The organism is Bacillus atrophaeus (assembly GCF_039519175.1).
Classification (GTDB): domain Bacteria; phylum Bacillota; class Bacilli; order Bacillales; family Bacillaceae; genus Bacillus; species Bacillus atrophaeus.
On record NZ_CP154443.1, the window covers coordinates 3,495,102 to 3,509,650 of the forward strand.

Below are 14,549 nucleotides of genomic sequence, written 5' to 3' on the forward strand. Positions count from 1 at the left end.
GGAATTAACCATGTGCTTATTTATTATGATTTGTGTCCACCAGTAAGCCCAGCTCTGTGAAGCGCAGTTCCTGCAGGTGTATAAGAAACTGCTCTCAGAATAGCTTTTGATCCGTATTTGATTCTAATTCCATCCATAACGAATCCAAGCTTTCTTCTCTTTTCATTGTCTTTTTCAAACAGGCTTAACTGCTGATTAACATCCTCCTCAATATTGGATAAAGTAACTGAAATGCTTCTCACTGTTCTGCCTGTATAGAACTTATCAAACAGCATCAAGCAATATCGATAAATATCCATGGTGATATTTGTAGAGCCGTCAATTGTTTTTGCTTGTGAAAACCCCCGCCAAACTCGTCTTTGCTGTAACCGATTCCTAAGCTGATGGTACGCCCTACTTTATTATGCGTCCGCGCTCTTCTTGCGACTTCCTCACATATCTCCAAAAGAACAGCTTTAATCTCTTCTCTCTTTGTATAATCTCTCAGTAAAATCTGACTCTTACCAAAACTAATCTGACCTTGCATCAAAGGAGCACCAATTTCTGATAAATCGATTCCATGTGCATGATAAAAAAGCTGATTGCCCATAATTCCGAATTTCTTTTCAAGTAGCTCTAAAGGGAATTTAGCCAATTGGCCAACAGTAGATATTCCCATTCGATTTAGATTCCTCTCCATCCTCCCTCCTATTCCCCACATTTCAGATAACGGATGAACCTTCCACAGCTTATTTGGAACGTCTTCATATCTCCATCGTGCAATCCCATTCTTCGTTTTCTTGCTCTCTAGATCAAGAGCTAACTTACTTAGCAACATATTGTCACCAATACCTACTGTGCACATAAGACCGAACTCTCTCCACATGCTGCTTTGTATTGCTTTCGCCATTTCTTCAGGATTTTCTTTTCCTGCATCTAAAAAAGATTCATCAATTGAATACGTGTGAACACATTTTTCGGGAACAAATCTGTAAAACAGCTTTGTAATCTCAGTTGAAACTCTGATGAAAAGCTTCATTTGCGGATTTACAATATGTATTCTTGGATCTTCAGGTATCTCAAATAGTCTCGACCCTGTTTTTATTCCAAAATCTTTTTTAAGCGCAGGAGATGCAGCTAAAACTACACTTCCCTGTCTCTCCGTATTTCCTACTACAGCCAAGTAGCATGTCATTGGATTTAATCCCATAGTTACGGCTGATACTGAAGCATAAAACGACTTCATATCAACACAGAGAATATTTTTACGTGGAAATTGTGAGTAATCAATCATTGTACGCAACTCCTATGATGTCATTCATGGTGATGTAAATTTTAAGGTCGTTCTGATCTTTCACATGTAGCTTTTTTTGTTCGTAGTTAAGGTACTGAACTCTTCCGGTCATTTCATTAACATACCCATCTTCATAAAGTTGAAATTTTAACTCTTTATTCAGTGCCATTGCTTCAGAGACGAGAATATCCATCTCCTCAATTTGTTGATTATCTAATGATGGCTTTTCAATTTTTGATACATCAAGTAAGTCTTGTTTAAGCTGTGTTAAATGTTCTGGGAGCATCATTGATGTCCATTTGATTGTCCCTCGATCTCTAAGCAATTTGAATCACTCCTTTATTGATCTAATATCAACAGAACAAACGTTCTTTATTCAATATAAATCAGAACAATCGTTCGATGTAAATGTTGGAAAGTAACAATCAAAGACTAAATTTACAAGTGATTAACAAGTGTGTGGAAGTTATTATCAAAAAAAGAACCTGATTTAATCAAGTTCTTTTTGCATATCTTAACGCGATAATCTTTAATAATTGCATAGTTATGATACTCATTAAAATCTGTTAGTTTATCATTGATGTTTTGAATCTTTATTTTTTATTTCTTTTAATATTTCTCTAAGCAAATGCTGAGATTCTTCGTTTTGTTTACGATTAATTTTATTCTCCTTTATCAAGCTAAACATATAATATAAAAATAGAACTATAGCAGCTAATATGAACAAATTAGGAATTAAAACGCTTAACATGTTATTCTGTAACCTCCCTTTTTAAAAAAAGATGCCCATAAAACTTTATGAACATCTTTTTAAATTATTCCTTAAATTAGTTTGTCCAACTCCATTGAATGTCTCCACTATGCTTTTTAGTTCCATTTGCACGAATCTTTGTATCTAAGTGTACAGTTGCTTTTTGCCACCTGTTAACCACTCTTAATTCGAAGTGCCCTTCAATATTTCTAAAATAATCATACTTATTGGTTTCGTAATGTGCCTCTACGGATTTGTTTACATAAGACCACCCGCCAGAGTAAATCTTATGTCCTTCTTTAGGTGCTATTGATAAAATTTTAACCCAATTGTAAGTCCAATCGTTGTATGTCCAAAATTCAAATTGCTTTTTGCCATAAACATTTTTCCCCACCATGGCATATCTAAACCAGTTACTACCAGTTTTTTGAGGTTGAAAATCCGCATCGCCTTTATTTTCCTCAAATGTAACAGGAATCAAGGAAGAAACGTATGCTAACTGATCGTCTTCATTTAGTGTCTTAACATAACTTTCAACAATACTGCTTGCTTCTTTTGACTCCATTTTAATTTTCTTTGTTTTAAGTTTATTCTGGATATTTTGTTCGATTTTTTTCGATGGTTCCTTAGTAAACTCTATTATCTTTTGTTTCTCGTCATCGTTAAATGTATCCCATGAATCAGGTTGAGCAACGAATTGCTTAGTGAGTTCTTTAGCTGAATTTAACGATGCTGCATGCGCAGTTGTCATATTAAAACCTGCAAGAGATACAATCGCTAACACTAATGATAGAATCAGCTTTTTCATATAGACACACTCCTTATATATCTTCTATTTTTTGTTGTAAAACCCTTTTCATTTTGTTTCAAATTTCTTCCTAAATGTTTAAGACAACAAAGCAACCTATTGATTAATTTATCCTATTCTTCAAAGGAATTAATAATTTACCTCCTCCTCTCAATAGCAATTAGACCAAAAGCCATTGCAACATTCTGAGTTAGAAGACTCTTAAGAACATACCACCTCCTAACGCAACCCTACCACACTCTTATCTTTCATTAAATACCTTAATTTCCAAATGATAGTATATGACTAAATTACAAAAAGACAGAAAAACCGCGATGATTTACGGAACCTTCTGTTTCGCAAAAATTGACCAAACGTCATGTTTTTTGGATAAACAGCTTTTTATACTCCTGATTATTCGCCATAACCATGTAATAAGAAGCTATCTGTAAACAACGGCTAAAGTCCTGAATTCTACTCAAAATCACGGAAAATCGTTTGTTTTTTTAAAAATTTCTTTTCCTAGACACAAAAAAATGAAGCCATCCAAGCCTCATTTTGTGTTCTCATTCTATATTCATTCGCTTAGGAATAGCTTCCTTGTCCAGCTTTACCTTTAACATGTATTCCTATAACTGTTGTTTATTTCTTAAGACTAATTGTATCAAATTATTTTTCAAAATAAATAAAGGCTGTCGAGATTTACTCAACAGCATGAACCATTTTTTACTAACTCCACTTTTATACTTAGATCCCTACCGGAAGCTCTGCGACCTGCATATCGCCAGATGCTGCTGTACTGCTGTTAGCGTGTGTAGCAAGACTTAAAGATAATCCAAAGAATGTTACCGCTAAGACTGAGCCAAGGATAAACTTCTTCATCAAATTCCCTCCAGTTTCCTCATTTTCTCTTTGACTTCGATTGCTTTATAAGCAAATTCCAAAGCCTCTCTGTAATGTTCACCCTTCTCATAATGCCTTGAGATGATCAAGGAAAGGTCGTTTACTCCATCTAAGTCGCCTTTCTCTTCTAAGTATTGTACTTTTTCCCTGCATTTGTCAATGCTTTCATCTACCCCTTTGCAATATAGTTCATAAATAATATTTATTTTGGTTTCGTATATTTTATTCGATCTAAACTTAAGTTCTTCTTGCCCTTTTTTAAGATAATACATGGCGTTATCCTTGTCGCCTATTTTAAACCTTTCTCGTACGATCATATAAATGGAGTTAATGTAGTAAGCTGATTCACGCCATTCATTGCATCTAACAGCTTTCTTAATTGCATTTATACATTCTTGAGATTTATCAAAATTGGAATAAAGAATACTGATGTTGTGATATTGCATTGCTTCATAAAACTCATCTTTAAGTTCCTTGGCAGTCTTAATTGTGGTAAGAAAGTATTCCTCTGATTCTTTGAATTTTCCTAAATGCATATAATTCGTAGCTTTAATGACATAAGAGGTTGCAAGGTGTCGTTTGTAATCTTCATGCTGACTGTATATATTGATTGCCTCATTGACATAACCAAGCGAGACTGCACTTTGATGGAGAGTCACATACAGCGAAGCAGTTTTCATGTAAAACTCTGCTGCTTCAATATCGCTATCAATTTTAGAAAGCTTCTTCTCAGCAATCTTAAGTAAACTGATAGCTCGCTCATAGTTCTTCACATAAGACATATACTCGGCTTCGTAGAGGTAAAAATAGTAATCGATCAAGTAATCTATGTTATAACCTTGTATCTCACGCTTCTTCACCTTCCAGTCATTTGGAGGTAGACCCTTACCTTTGTTTTTAAAAAGCATCATTTGGTATCTAGATTCTAAAAGCTGATAATATATGATAACCTTATCGTCTTCCTCCATGTGCTTCAAGGAATCCTTGGCTTTCTTAAGAAGTTGCTCTGCTAAATCTATCTCACATTTCTTAATTGCTACATGAAGTTCATTCAAAGTATTAGCGACTACCTCGTGTGCGATCGTACCCATTTATATCCCCTCTTTTCTGAAATGTTTCGAATTATTAAACAATATAACAGACATTTGAAATATTTGGAATAATATAAAAAGTGTTTTTCGGTAAATTTTCGTCATGCCGCAATAGGCTTTTTGAAAATGGCATGCTAGAAAAGTCCCTATTTCTTTTAATCAGTCCGCCTACTTATTGTTTTATTGTCATGATATAAATAAAACGGACTCCGAATGGGGGAATCCACTTTGGAAATATTACAAATAAATTGTTTAGGATTTGAAATAAAAAAGAACCTGCATTTGAACTTTTCACACACCAAGAGGGTCTTGGTGAAGTGAATCAGTCAACTCCTTATCCTCCCTGCAGTCCGGTACGGACTGATGCCATACGGGGCTTTCCCACCTTTGTAAGAGATCGCCCGTATTTAAAAACCTATAAAGCTTTTACAGCACATGTTGTAATAATCTTCTGCTAGTCTTTGTTGGATTAAATCATTTAACAACAAATGTTTTATTAAAACTGTTACAAAATCAAAAGATGCTCCCCCTAAGTAAGGAAAGGAACATCAGAAAAATGCGGTTATGGACTTTTTCGTTACTCCATTAAAGCGCCCGTTTGTGGCTTATAGTAACATTTTTTTTAGGATTGAAAAATTCTTCTCAAGAAATGAAGCGTTCTTTTCAATTCCACGACGTTTACACCAGCCAATACTATTAAAAGCATCTGTAAATTGATAAAAAGGCAACACAACTTCTAAATCAATTAATGGTCTTATGGTGTTGTAGCCTTCTTGATAGGACTGATACAGGGTCAAATCGAAGCATAAAAAATCACGATACAGTTTTGTAAAATCGATTTCCGTTGAACCAAATCGTACACTTTCAAAATCTATCATGCCTGAAACTTTATCTTCGTCAACAATTATATTCGCTGGACGAAAATCCATATGTATAAAGCCCGGGCCATCTGAAGGAGGAAGCTGTAGTTTCATATTTTCGAACTTTTCAATGGCTTGTTTGTATAAACTTTCATCCAAAACTTCCTTTACATCCTCGGCAAAACTATAAAATTGACGTTCCACAAAATTAGACCAGTCCGGAAATTCATTTTGTATGCCGGTTAACTGTGACGTAATAGGCGGATGAATTTGATGCATAGAGGCATGAAGGACACCAACCTGAAAAGCTACTGTTGGCAAAGCCTTATATGTTAGCGGTTGCCCTTTTAATTCTGATAATAAAAACGCACCAGGACACTCCTCATCACCAGACCAATAATCCAACATTTTAGGGATGGAAACTCTATTTTTTAAGATTTCATAGGCTTCCAACTCTCGATGACACTTCAATTTTGTGTAAGGTATCTTTAAAAAGATATTTTCCCCGTTAAGCAATTGGCATCTATAAACTGTTGAACTATGGGAATCTTCAACCTCATTAATTGATAACACATTCAATTTGAATTGTTGAATGACTCGATTTAACATCCAACTCCCCCATTTTCTTTAAAGTACTATGCCGCAAACTGGCCCTTAATTAGTATCTTTAGGCAACAATTTTGTTGTATATGGCACTGAGAAGGGTGAGATCCCCCTCTGTTAACTCCCAATCCCTTTATTGTCGTTGGGTTAACCGTATTAACAAGAGTTAACGCAAAGCAACCTAAAAATAAAAAGGCTCAAATCGCAAAAAACCTCGCCGTCGCAAGCGTAAGTTAATAATAACGAAAATGAGCCGGAAATACATTTTTTCATTTTGAAAAGATTTTACTCCATCATGATTTTTTTGCCTCCTTTTCTTCTTGTGCAGCTGCAATCTCCAATCGCCTTTCTTCCATTGATCGATTCAGCTGTTGAGTTAGTATTCGATCACTTTTTTCTACAACATCATTCAATTTGGCTTCAAATGCTTTGAACATAGCTTCTCGTTCCTTTTCGATTGCCTGTTCGATCATGGATTGTAATTCCTCCTTTGATATCGCAATTTGAACGCCCTTTTGTTGGTGAACGTCTAGCGTTTGTTCTAGTTCTTTATTGTTGATATACTTGGACGCAATCTTCGTGCATGCGTTTACCATTGGTACTCAACAAGTTCTTTTCACGTTGGCAATTTATTTCGTTTTTGTAACGACAGGTTCGTTTGTCTGTTGTATAATTATTCCTGTACTCAAGGGAGCCTTGCTCATCCCCTTCGAAAGGGGGTGAGGCTTATGTCAACATTTCAAGCATTAATGCTGATGCTTGCTTTTGGGTCGTTTATAATCGCCCTGTTGACGTATATAAATAAAAAATAGACCTCCCTTGAGACTGGAATCCTGAAGGGTTAGGTCTACACAGATTGAACATCGAGCAAGCCCTTTGATGGGCAGCTTTTTGTACAGAGCCGGGGTGCTACCAACACCCTGGTCTTTTTATTTTATGCATTCCTTGTGAAAGAAATGCGCTGTAACCAATCATATATCTTACAGTTTTGATTATAACACATTAAGTGAAACCATTGAAATATTTTGCAAATACTTTTGCTTTATGGATAAAACCATTATTTTATTGGAACGCAGTACTTTATCGGTGTACAAGTGATATTATCCATGATTCAGTTCAAATTCTTCTCTAGTCATCCCAAAGCAAATACCATCATAATAAGTTCCTTTGGTGAAAATGATATTTCTTAGTTGTCCCTCTTTCATAAAACCTAATTTTTCATGCAATCGCATGGATGGATTATTAAAAGAATAAACAGTTGTATTTACTTTTTGATAAGCAAGTTCCAAAAAGAAGAAGCGAAGAACCATCAAGATCATTTCTTTGGCATATCCTTTACCCCTATATGGCTCAAATACAGCCAAATAATAATCGAAGGTACCATTTTTCCTGTCACAATCAAAGGTTTCAATCATACCGACGATATTATTATCTCTATCAACTGCAATAAAACGGAATTCATCTTTTTCTAATTGTTCTTCTACCCATTCTCTCATTTTATAAGCTGAACGAGGAAAATGGAGCGAGTCCATATTTCGTAGAATTTCATCATCTAATGATTCAAATATAACGATATCTTCAGGTTGAATTGCTCGCAGTGTAAGATTTTCCCCTGTCCAATAAGTAACTGCCATTTTAACTTTTCCTCCAGTTATCTCCATACTTTTGCTTAACTGTTTAGTAAATCATCATCTAATTCAATGAAAAGAATACCATCATCCTCTTCATCTGAATCCTCTTCAATTGATAAGCTTTGAATAAAGTCTTCAAATGAATCAGCAATCAAAAAGGTGTCTTTTACTCCATTGTTAAATGTCTTGGGGAGAGAATCGGAATGAAGAAAGCACTGCCACAGATAAAGGTTCGAATTAAACAAACCTTCAGCAGAAGCGTTGAAAGATATAGCTGATTGCATGATAAAAATAGCGACTCGTTGAGTCATTTTGTTGAAATTAATGTATTTAATTTTTGACTTTTTGTTCTTCAAATACAATTTTCAAAATATATTGGCAACGAAATCAATTTTTGAATGGTTAAAATAACAATTTAAAAGAGGAGGAATTCAAATGGCAGGCCCCCCTGAATACCTTGAGTCTAATCAGTCACTTGTTCCAGCTTTAACTGTCTATAATCATGCAGCGGGAACAGCACGTCTTATCGAAGGCTACGGTGCTGGAGTCAACAACCTCACCTTCCTGGTTTACAGTGATGGTTCAATTTGGTCAAAACATAACTACGAGACAGCAGGTGGCATAATTGCAAGAGGTGCCGCCGAAATTAAAGGTAATCTCTGGGTGGGACGTGACGCCATGGTGACAGGTCGCGTCTTTGCACTCGAGTTCAAGGTCAGATGTGACAAAAACGCAAAGGAGAATTTCTCTAGCGTCAACTCGATTGAGATTCTTGATAAATTAGCAAGCATGCCAATCCAATCTTGGAACTTCAAGGAGGAATCGACCAATGAGCGTCACATTGGCCCGACTGCTCAAGATTTCCAAGCCGCCTTCGGATTAAATGGAGATAATGATACTCGAATTTCAAGCATCGATTTACACGGTGTAGCATTGGCTGCTATTCAAGGTTTAAACAAAAAACTTAAGGTTGAAAATGATGAGTTATATGCGAAATTAGCTAGCCTCGAGGAACGCCTTTCCGCCCTTGAGTCCAAGAGATAAACTGAATGAAGGATTAATCAAAAGGACCAAAAAAAGAGTCCTTTTTCTTTTGATGAAAAATCAACATGTTAAACCATAAAAACCCTCTAACACTGTGTCTCGTCGTTTTCCTCCATCCAAGGGTCTTTCTCTAAAGGTTTATAGCAAACGTCATATTCAACTTCATCTGTTGTTTTTTTACTTTCTAAATCACAGCCGCCATATTCCTTCAAAAAGTCCTTATAATCACAAGGTAATTGTTTGCCTATATTCATTTCAATTTCTTTGAGTTTTTCGTTTGTATTAATGCTGGGATCTGTTTTTACATTAATTGAAAACTCTTTCAACTTTTGTTTGATATTATTGAAGCTCTCATTATACTCCCCCATTTGTATGGAAAACGAGTTAAAGACCTTCTTTACAGTTTTAATCGTCCCAGTCTTCATCGTCGATCCAGTCGTCTTTCGATTCTTCAAGTTCCTCTATTAAAAACTCTAGGAATGTGCTACCAACTTGTTTACCATATCCCTCTTGGTTATCCCAAAGAATAACAGGGCATTCACCATTTTTCATCTTGTTAGTGTCAAGACAATAAGAAAATTCATCTACATATTCGATCACTACAAGACCATAGGAAAGGTTATAATACTTTTTATATTCATTGGTCTGTTCGACAACTTCAGCACCGTGAGAGTCATATCCGAGTATCATAGTACCGTATGCTCCCCCTGAACCATACTCAGTTAAAAACCATTTATAGCTGTCTGGAAGGGTTACAGTAAGAGCCTCTTCTATTTCCCTAATCTGTTCTTCAGTGACTCCTCCAGTGAGAATTGAATTTTCTTTATTTTCATCAAAAAAAGTTTTTATTTTCGAATAATCCATTAAACTTTCACCTCTTATTCTTGGTTCTCAAATTGCTGAGCTCTCCATCTCCAATATCTTCTTCTGAAGCTTTTATATTGTTTATCAAGTACTGGATCATTTCTAAAACTCTGGCCATTCCCTTTTAATCCATGTAAAACATCACTGTACTTATTATGCCAGCTTTCAGGTATCTCGAGCATAGTACCAGGCTCTTCTTGAATTAAGTGATGTAAATTTATTTGTGTACCATCTTTGGCAAATGGCGCATTTCCATTTTTCATAAGCTGAAGATTTGTGAGACCTTTTCGATTTTTTTGATTGATATCAATATCTTTCATTGTATATACTCTTCGACTTACATCTCTAATTTCACCTTTAGCTTTTACTTTACCACCTATTTCATAGGCTTCATATTTTTCTTTATTTAACCAAGGAACATTTATTTTCTCTCCAGTAAATGGCTTTCTGCTCTCATCTAATTTCTTCGCACTAGTCAAAAGTTCATTCTTAAGGTTTTGGCTATCAACCACATTGTATGGTACGTTATCTGCTAGAGCAAGCTTATACTTAGGGTTATACGGAAGTAAATCTGGAATATTAACGTCCTTAATTTTCTTTCCTGCTTGCCCCGCCTTGTTTATTACCTTGCCCGCTGCATCTGCTTTGTTTATGGCTCCTGCACCTTTGGTTCCAACAATTGCTGTCGCCACTGAACCAACGGCATAGGTCACCCATCTTGACCTAGAGTAAGCATCCCCATTCACCATGTCTTTTTGATATGACTCTTCTATTGCTGCTGAGACTGCATCGTATGTTTTGACTGGATGAATAACTGCATTACCCAGTGCTGATAATGTTTCTCCGGGGTCGGTGATGAAGTCCCATATGCCGGTTACAGTGTCTTTTCCAACATCATATAAACCAACTCCTACACCTTTTACGATATCCCAGGTGATTTCTCCTGCTCCTTCTAGCTGCTTTGCTTGTTCAATTTGCACAGCAAGCTGCAATTGAGTTGGCTCCAGATTCTCGTAGCCTACTTTCTTGGCAATCTCTAAATACTCATCCGGATCAGATACACCATCATTAAGTTTCTTTTTCAATTCTTTAATTTCACGTTCTTTTGCTTCTTCTTTTTTCACACTTAAATAAGCTTCAGAATGCTTCTCGATATCGCCTTTTTTCTTATGTATGTCACTTTCTCTGTACGCTTTGGCGTTATAGTGAATCGGAGTAGCATTTTTCCCTTTGCCTGTTGATCCCTGCAGCTTTTTAAAGTCTTGCTGAATGAATTGTTCGTTTGGCTCAGTCTCGGCGTACTCTGTTTTCAATGATTCATCAAGATTGCTAAGCGTATCAACAGTTTTTTCACGTTTGTCTTCTGCGGAAGAAAGCTTATCTTTGAAGTCTTCTGTTGAGAATATTTCAAGGGGGAGTATGTCATTAATGTCGTTTAATATGTCCTTCATCGCTTTTTTCTGTTCAGACATAATGGATTTTGATTTGTTGTATGCATTCACTAACTCATGTTCTAAAAATGACTCTTCTATGTATGCATCTGACATCTTAGCATCTTCAAGTTTTGCAGAAACGCTGCTTAAGAATGCTATCTTCATATCAATTAGATCAATCCATTGGTCTGTAACACCGACATGATCATGATAAAATGCTTTGATGTTGTCTGCACCCTTACCTGAAAACTCGCTGTCATCTAGGTCAGCTGCAGCTTTAAATGCTTTTCTGAGCTTAACCATTTGTGACCTAAGTTCCTTATACTCTTTAGCTCTTTTATCCGCTTCAGAGAGTAAAGATTCAGCTTCAAAAACCTTCATATCATTCTCCTTTCCATTTAGAATACATGTAAATTTTAACACAGATAGTTTTCGCAATTAAATGAAAAGTGATAAAATCCTATTATAGTCCACATAGTTCTTTAGATTTAAACAAGACTTGTCTCAACAAGTTCCAATACAAAATTAAATACCCCATCGTCAAGGATGGGGTACGAATAAAACCTAATTAATATTTTTAAAACTATTGATAATTGTTTGAAGTTCTTCCGCCAATTGAGATAAAGATACTACCGCAGATGAAATCTTCTCCATCGAAGCCAGTTGTTCCTGCGTGGGATTAGCTATGGATTCAGTGCTTGACGACTTCTCTTTTGTCCCAACGTTTCACACCTCCAAACAGGCAAACTCTCGCTAAATCTAACGTTTCAAAATTAATCAACACAGTCGTTTCCTCCATTTCTTGTTATCACCTCCTAGAGGCAAAAATAAAAACGCCTATTAAGCGTTTATCCTTCTTTATTCAGCCCCAACAGGTTCGCAGTTTCCCCAGAGAAGAGGGGGTCGCTGGGAGTCGGGTAATCCATTCCTGCTACTTCTTTTTATTGTCTATCGTAATCCATCGGGATATCAACATACATTTTTATGTCATCGGGCGTATAGCATTTAAAAAGACATTTAACTCTCCCCTTTCAGATCATTAATTGCCTGCTGCAATTGCGCTATATAACCTCATTACGATAATTGCTTAATTTTAATTGAGAGGAAGCCAAGTATAGTAAGACCGATCAATGAAACAAGATATTACTATTCTCCCGATATGGACGCCTCAGGCTAGCTGCTATCCAGGCTCAGAATGTTCCTCTCGTTTGGCTTCATTCCTCAGCACATTTGTTTCCGTATCCGAATTCATCTTGATAAGGGAAAGACGCTTCTTCCATATATTTTGATAATTTTTATTTGTCTTATTTCAAGGATTAAATCTCCACAGTTATGAAGTAATTTTTTATTGATTTTTTGTGGGTGATACAAGATTTATACAAAATTATTAGAATTCAAACAAATACAAAAATCCCCTGACACCAATAGGCCCAGGGATTGAAAGATTAATATTGAGACATATACTGTTCGCGCTCCCAAGGGTGGACTTGCGTGCGGAACATGATTCTTTAGATAAGATAGATAATCTATAGCAATGAAACCCCTTATTTATCAGGTGTTTTAGTGTATTCATTCGTTTAAATTTGTAATACAGTGTGTATGATTAGTTATATTTTTGGTCAAATTTTGGTCTTGATTTTGGTCATAAACTTAGCGACCTGATATAAGTGTTTTAGAAATCATCTTAACTATGGATTACAATCTACTCAATATCTCAATATCATAGTACGTGTTAAACATTGAATTCTTCGAATAAATAATCATCAAATATATTATGTTTGTGGGTGTTAAATACAATTGAAAGCTTAAAATTTAAATGTTTTATCACATTTTCAACTAATAATTATTCAAATGGGCAAAATATGGGCAAGATTATTTTTCTAATCCTGCCCATTCGTTTTTATGATGGCTACTATTAATTAGTTCAAGAATGGTTTGGGTATCCTTCCTTTTTAAAGCGAGGTCTTAAATTATTGATTTTGATTTTTATTTAGTATACTCATTCACTTCAAAAGTAAGTATATTCTTAAAAATAACGTGATCTTTTCTGTTTTTAAATGGTCCAATATTGTTATCATGCTTGTCAATTTCATACCTATCTGGACCTGTACCTGCCGCTTTTTGATCATACCAATTAATGAAATCATTAACCTCTTCCATTGATAAATCGAACTCTTTTTCAAGACCAGTTGACATTGTTACGACTAAAATTGCTCTGTTGCCGTCCTGTTCTTCTGTTGGTTCTTCTGGTGTAGTTGGGGTTTCACCGCCTCCAGATGAATCTTCAGAATTTTGTTCCACAGAATACATCTCAACAAAATGATATAATCCATACTGCTGATTAGAAATGGCTCCCGTGTTTGATTGTCCACCAATAATATACAGATTGTTTCCTACCGTAGCTGCTCCAGCTGCTAATCTAGCATATTTGAAAGCTTTAAAATCCGATATTGAGTTATCCTTAGGGTTATACACCTGGACTTTTGAACTTGGTCTGTCATCTGCAGTTTGGCCACCCATAATAAAAATTTTCCCATTCAAGACAGTCGATGTTTGGAATTGAGCACCGGTAATTAAATCCTGTTTCTTTAACCATGTATCTTCATTAGGGTCATATTCATAGATAGTATTGTTTTTTTTATGTTTTGATACAATACTTGTGTCACCACCACCTATTAAATAGATTTTCCCATCTATTGTTTGTGATGTTGCTCCTGCTGAAGGTACTGGTATATTTTTTTTCTTTGTCCACGTGTCAGTCTCTGTATCGTAGCAATAATTCGTAGATAAACTTTCATAACTTCCACCCATTACATAGATTTTTTTATCTACTACAGAAGCAGTAGAAAATACTATTTTTTTTTCAACAGGTATTTCTGATCCTTTATCCCAAGAATCATTTTGGGTGTCATATATTAAAACAGTTTTTCTATAAGAGGAAGCTGTATCCCAAGAAACACCGCCAATAACATATATTTTCTTCCCAACTACAGCTACTGAAGTCGAAGATACGGCTATAGGCATACTCTTTTTTTGTATCCATGTATTATTATTTGGATCATACATATAATTTGTGTCCGTAGTTTTTCCTTTATAGGTACCACCTAATACATATATTTTTCCATCCACTACAGCAGTGGCAGCAGAGGTTCGATCTTGAGGCAAACTTGCTTGCAGTGTCCATTCTTTGTTTGCTTCAGTTGATGTTTGTCCAGCATGTACCGGTATATAACCCGCTATCAGTGAAAAACCAAAAATTAATAAAAACAAGATAATATTTTTTTTCAAAATTAGCCCTCCTAAATATTT

Annotated in this window: 13 protein-coding genes and 5 pseudogenes; 2 read left to right on the forward strand and 16 right to left on the reverse strand. The window is 35.6% G+C overall.

Going from position 1 to position 14,549, the window contains the following annotated elements; genetic code table 11:
* Positions 1 to 23 precede the first annotated feature (23 nt).
* The 8 genes and pseudogenes from AAHT65_RS17315 to AAHT65_RS17350 all read right to left on the reverse strand — a co-directional run bounded on the left by AAHT65_RS17315 (position 24) and on the right by AAHT65_RS17350 (position 6,741).
* Positions 24 to 1,273: pseudogene (locus AAHT65_RS17315) on the reverse strand (DNA polymerase thumb domain-containing protein).
* On the reverse strand, positions 1,266 to 1,598 hold the full coding sequence (locus AAHT65_RS17320; protein WP_343310581.1) for a YolD-like family protein: 333 nt from the start codon (positions 1,596 to 1,598) through the stop codon (positions 1,266 to 1,268). Before AAHT65_RS17320 ends, AAHT65_RS17315 begins: the two are co-directional and overlap by 8 nt.
* A gap of 249 nt (positions 1,599 to 1,847) precedes the next feature.
* A complete protein-coding gene (locus AAHT65_RS17325) occupies positions 1,848 to 2,024 on the reverse strand; it encodes a hypothetical protein (RefSeq protein ID WP_268495235.1) in 177 nt (58 codons plus the stop codon).
* A gap of 76 nt (positions 2,025 to 2,100) precedes the next feature.
* Positions 2,101 to 2,832 carry a hypothetical protein gene (locus AAHT65_RS17330; protein WP_343310582.1) on the reverse strand — a complete coding sequence of 244 codons (732 nt, stop codon included), beginning with the start codon at positions 2,830 to 2,832 and terminating at the stop codon, positions 2,101 to 2,103.
* A 726-nt stretch (positions 2,833 to 3,558) separates the two neighbouring features.
* Positions 3,559 to 3,693 carry a hypothetical protein gene (locus AAHT65_RS17335; protein ID WP_258235357.1) on the reverse strand — a complete coding sequence of 45 codons (135 nt, stop codon included), beginning with the start codon at positions 3,691 to 3,693 and terminating at the stop codon, positions 3,559 to 3,561.
* Entirely contained in the window at positions 3,693 to 4,805 is a 1,113-nt protein-coding gene (locus AAHT65_RS17340) for a RapH N-terminal domain-containing protein (RefSeq protein WP_088117343.1), read from the reverse strand. Before AAHT65_RS17340 ends, AAHT65_RS17335 begins: the two co-directional genes overlap by 1 nt.
* 605 nt (positions 4,806 to 5,410) lie before the next feature.
* Positions 5,411 to 6,274 carry an aminoglycoside phosphotransferase family protein gene (locus tag AAHT65_RS17345; protein WP_343310583.1) on the reverse strand — a complete coding sequence of 288 codons (864 nt, stop codon included), beginning with the start codon at positions 6,272 to 6,274 and terminating at the stop codon, positions 5,411 to 5,413.
* Between the two features lie 287 nt (positions 6,275 to 6,561).
* A complete protein-coding gene (locus tag AAHT65_RS17350) occupies positions 6,562 to 6,741 on the reverse strand; it encodes a hypothetical protein (RefSeq protein WP_343310584.1) in 180 nt (59 codons plus the stop codon).
* 255 nt (positions 6,742 to 6,996) lie between these two features.
* Between AAHT65_RS17350 and AAHT65_RS17355 the strand changes: the two genes are divergently transcribed.
* A complete protein-coding gene (locus AAHT65_RS17355) occupies positions 6,997 to 7,080 on the forward strand; it encodes a putative holin-like toxin (protein ID WP_082786706.1) in 84 nt (27 codons plus the stop codon).
* Positions 7,081 to 7,368: 288 nt separating this feature from the next.
* On the opposite strand, the gene AAHT65_RS17360 is transcribed toward AAHT65_RS17355, so the two are convergent.
* Positions 7,369 to 7,902, reverse strand: a complete 534-nt coding sequence (locus AAHT65_RS17360) for a GNAT family protein (RefSeq protein WP_343310585.1) — start codon at positions 7,900 to 7,902, stop codon at positions 7,369 to 7,371.
* A 35-nt stretch (positions 7,903 to 7,937) separates the two neighbouring features.
* Positions 7,938 to 8,066 (reverse strand): annotated as a pseudogene (locus tag AAHT65_RS17365) (SMI1/KNR4 family protein); the annotation flags it as partial.
* A gap of 268 nt (positions 8,067 to 8,334) precedes the next feature.
* On the opposite strand from AAHT65_RS17365, the gene AAHT65_RS17370 reads away from it, so the two are divergent.
* Positions 8,335 to 8,943 (forward strand): tail fiber domain-containing protein, encoded by a 609-nt coding sequence (locus tag AAHT65_RS17370; RefSeq protein ID WP_343310586.1) that lies wholly within the window; start codon positions 8,335 to 8,337, stop codon positions 8,941 to 8,943.
* 69 nt (positions 8,944 to 9,012) lie between these two features.
* Here AAHT65_RS17370 and AAHT65_RS17375 read toward each other — a convergent pair.
* From AAHT65_RS17375 to AAHT65_RS17400, 6 genes and pseudogenes are all read right to left on the reverse strand, one after another.
* A pseudogene (locus tag AAHT65_RS17375) lies at positions 9,013 to 9,311 on the reverse strand (SMI1/KNR4 family protein); the annotation flags it as partial.
* A 37-nt stretch (positions 9,312 to 9,348) separates the two neighbouring features.
* Positions 9,349 to 9,807, reverse strand: coding sequence for an SMI1/KNR4 family protein (locus tag AAHT65_RS17380; RefSeq protein WP_277713477.1), 459 nt, complete (start codon positions 9,805 to 9,807; stop codon positions 9,349 to 9,351).
* A gap of 14 nt (positions 9,808 to 9,821) precedes the next feature.
* On the reverse strand, positions 9,822 to 11,621 hold the full coding sequence (locus AAHT65_RS17385) for a ribonuclease YeeF family protein (protein ID WP_343310587.1): 1,800 nt from the start codon (positions 11,619 to 11,621) through the stop codon (positions 9,822 to 9,824).
* Between the two features lie 183 nt (positions 11,622 to 11,804).
* Positions 11,805 to 11,960, reverse strand: a pseudogene (locus AAHT65_RS17390) (hypothetical protein); the annotation flags it as partial.
* Positions 11,956 to 12,039, reverse strand: a pseudogene (locus AAHT65_RS17395) (phage holin family protein); the annotation flags it as partial. The pseudogenes AAHT65_RS17395 and AAHT65_RS17390, both read right to left, overlap by 5 nt.
* Positions 12,040 to 13,226: 1,187 nt before the next feature.
* On the reverse strand, positions 13,227 to 14,528 hold the full coding sequence (locus AAHT65_RS17400) for a Kelch repeat-containing protein (RefSeq protein ID WP_343310588.1): 1,302 nt from the start codon (positions 14,526 to 14,528) through the stop codon (positions 13,227 to 13,229).
* Positions 14,529 to 14,549: the final 21 nt, after the last annotated feature.

Bases quoted from the DNA above. Each gene is read 5' to 3' on its own strand.
- AAHT65_RS17350 (WP_343310584.1), bottom strand. From the start codon at position 6,741: ATGATCGAACAGGCAATCGAAAAGGAACGAGAAGCTATGTTCAAAGCA.
- AAHT65_RS17345 (WP_343310583.1), bottom strand. From the start codon at position 6,274: ATGTTAAATCGAGTCATTCAACAATTCAAATTGAATGTGTTATCAATT.
- AAHT65_RS17380 (WP_277713477.1), bottom strand. From the start codon at position 9,807: ATGGATTATTCGAAAATAAAAACTTTTTTTGATGAAAATAAAGAAAAT.
- AAHT65_RS17330 (WP_343310582.1), bottom strand. From the start codon at position 2,832: ATGAAAAAGCTGATTCTATCATTAGTGTTAGCGATTGTATCTCTTGCA.
- AAHT65_RS17340 (WP_088117343.1), bottom strand. From the start codon at position 4,805: ATGGGTACGATCGCACACGAGGTAGTCGCTAATACTTTGAATGAACTT.
- AAHT65_RS17360 (WP_343310585.1), bottom strand. From the start codon at position 7,902: ATGGCAGTTACTTATTGGACAGGGGAAAATCTTACACTGCGAGCAATT.
- AAHT65_RS17325 (WP_268495235.1), bottom strand. From the start codon at position 2,024: ATGTTAAGCGTTTTAATTCCTAATTTGTTCATATTAGCTGCTATAGTT.
- AAHT65_RS17385 (WP_343310587.1), bottom strand. From the start codon at position 11,621: ATGAAGGTTTTTGAAGCTGAATCTTTACTCTCTGAAGCGGATAAAAGA.
- AAHT65_RS17370 (WP_343310586.1), top strand. From the start codon at position 8,335: ATGGCAGGCCCCCCTGAATACCTTGAGTCTAATCAGTCACTTGTTCCA.
- AAHT65_RS17335 (WP_258235357.1), bottom strand. From the start codon at position 3,693: ATGAAGAAGTTTATCCTTGGCTCAGTCTTAGCGGTAACATTCTTTGGA.
- AAHT65_RS17355 (WP_082786706.1), top strand. From the start codon at position 6,997: ATGTCAACATTTCAAGCATTAATGCTGATGCTTGCTTTTGGGTCGTTT.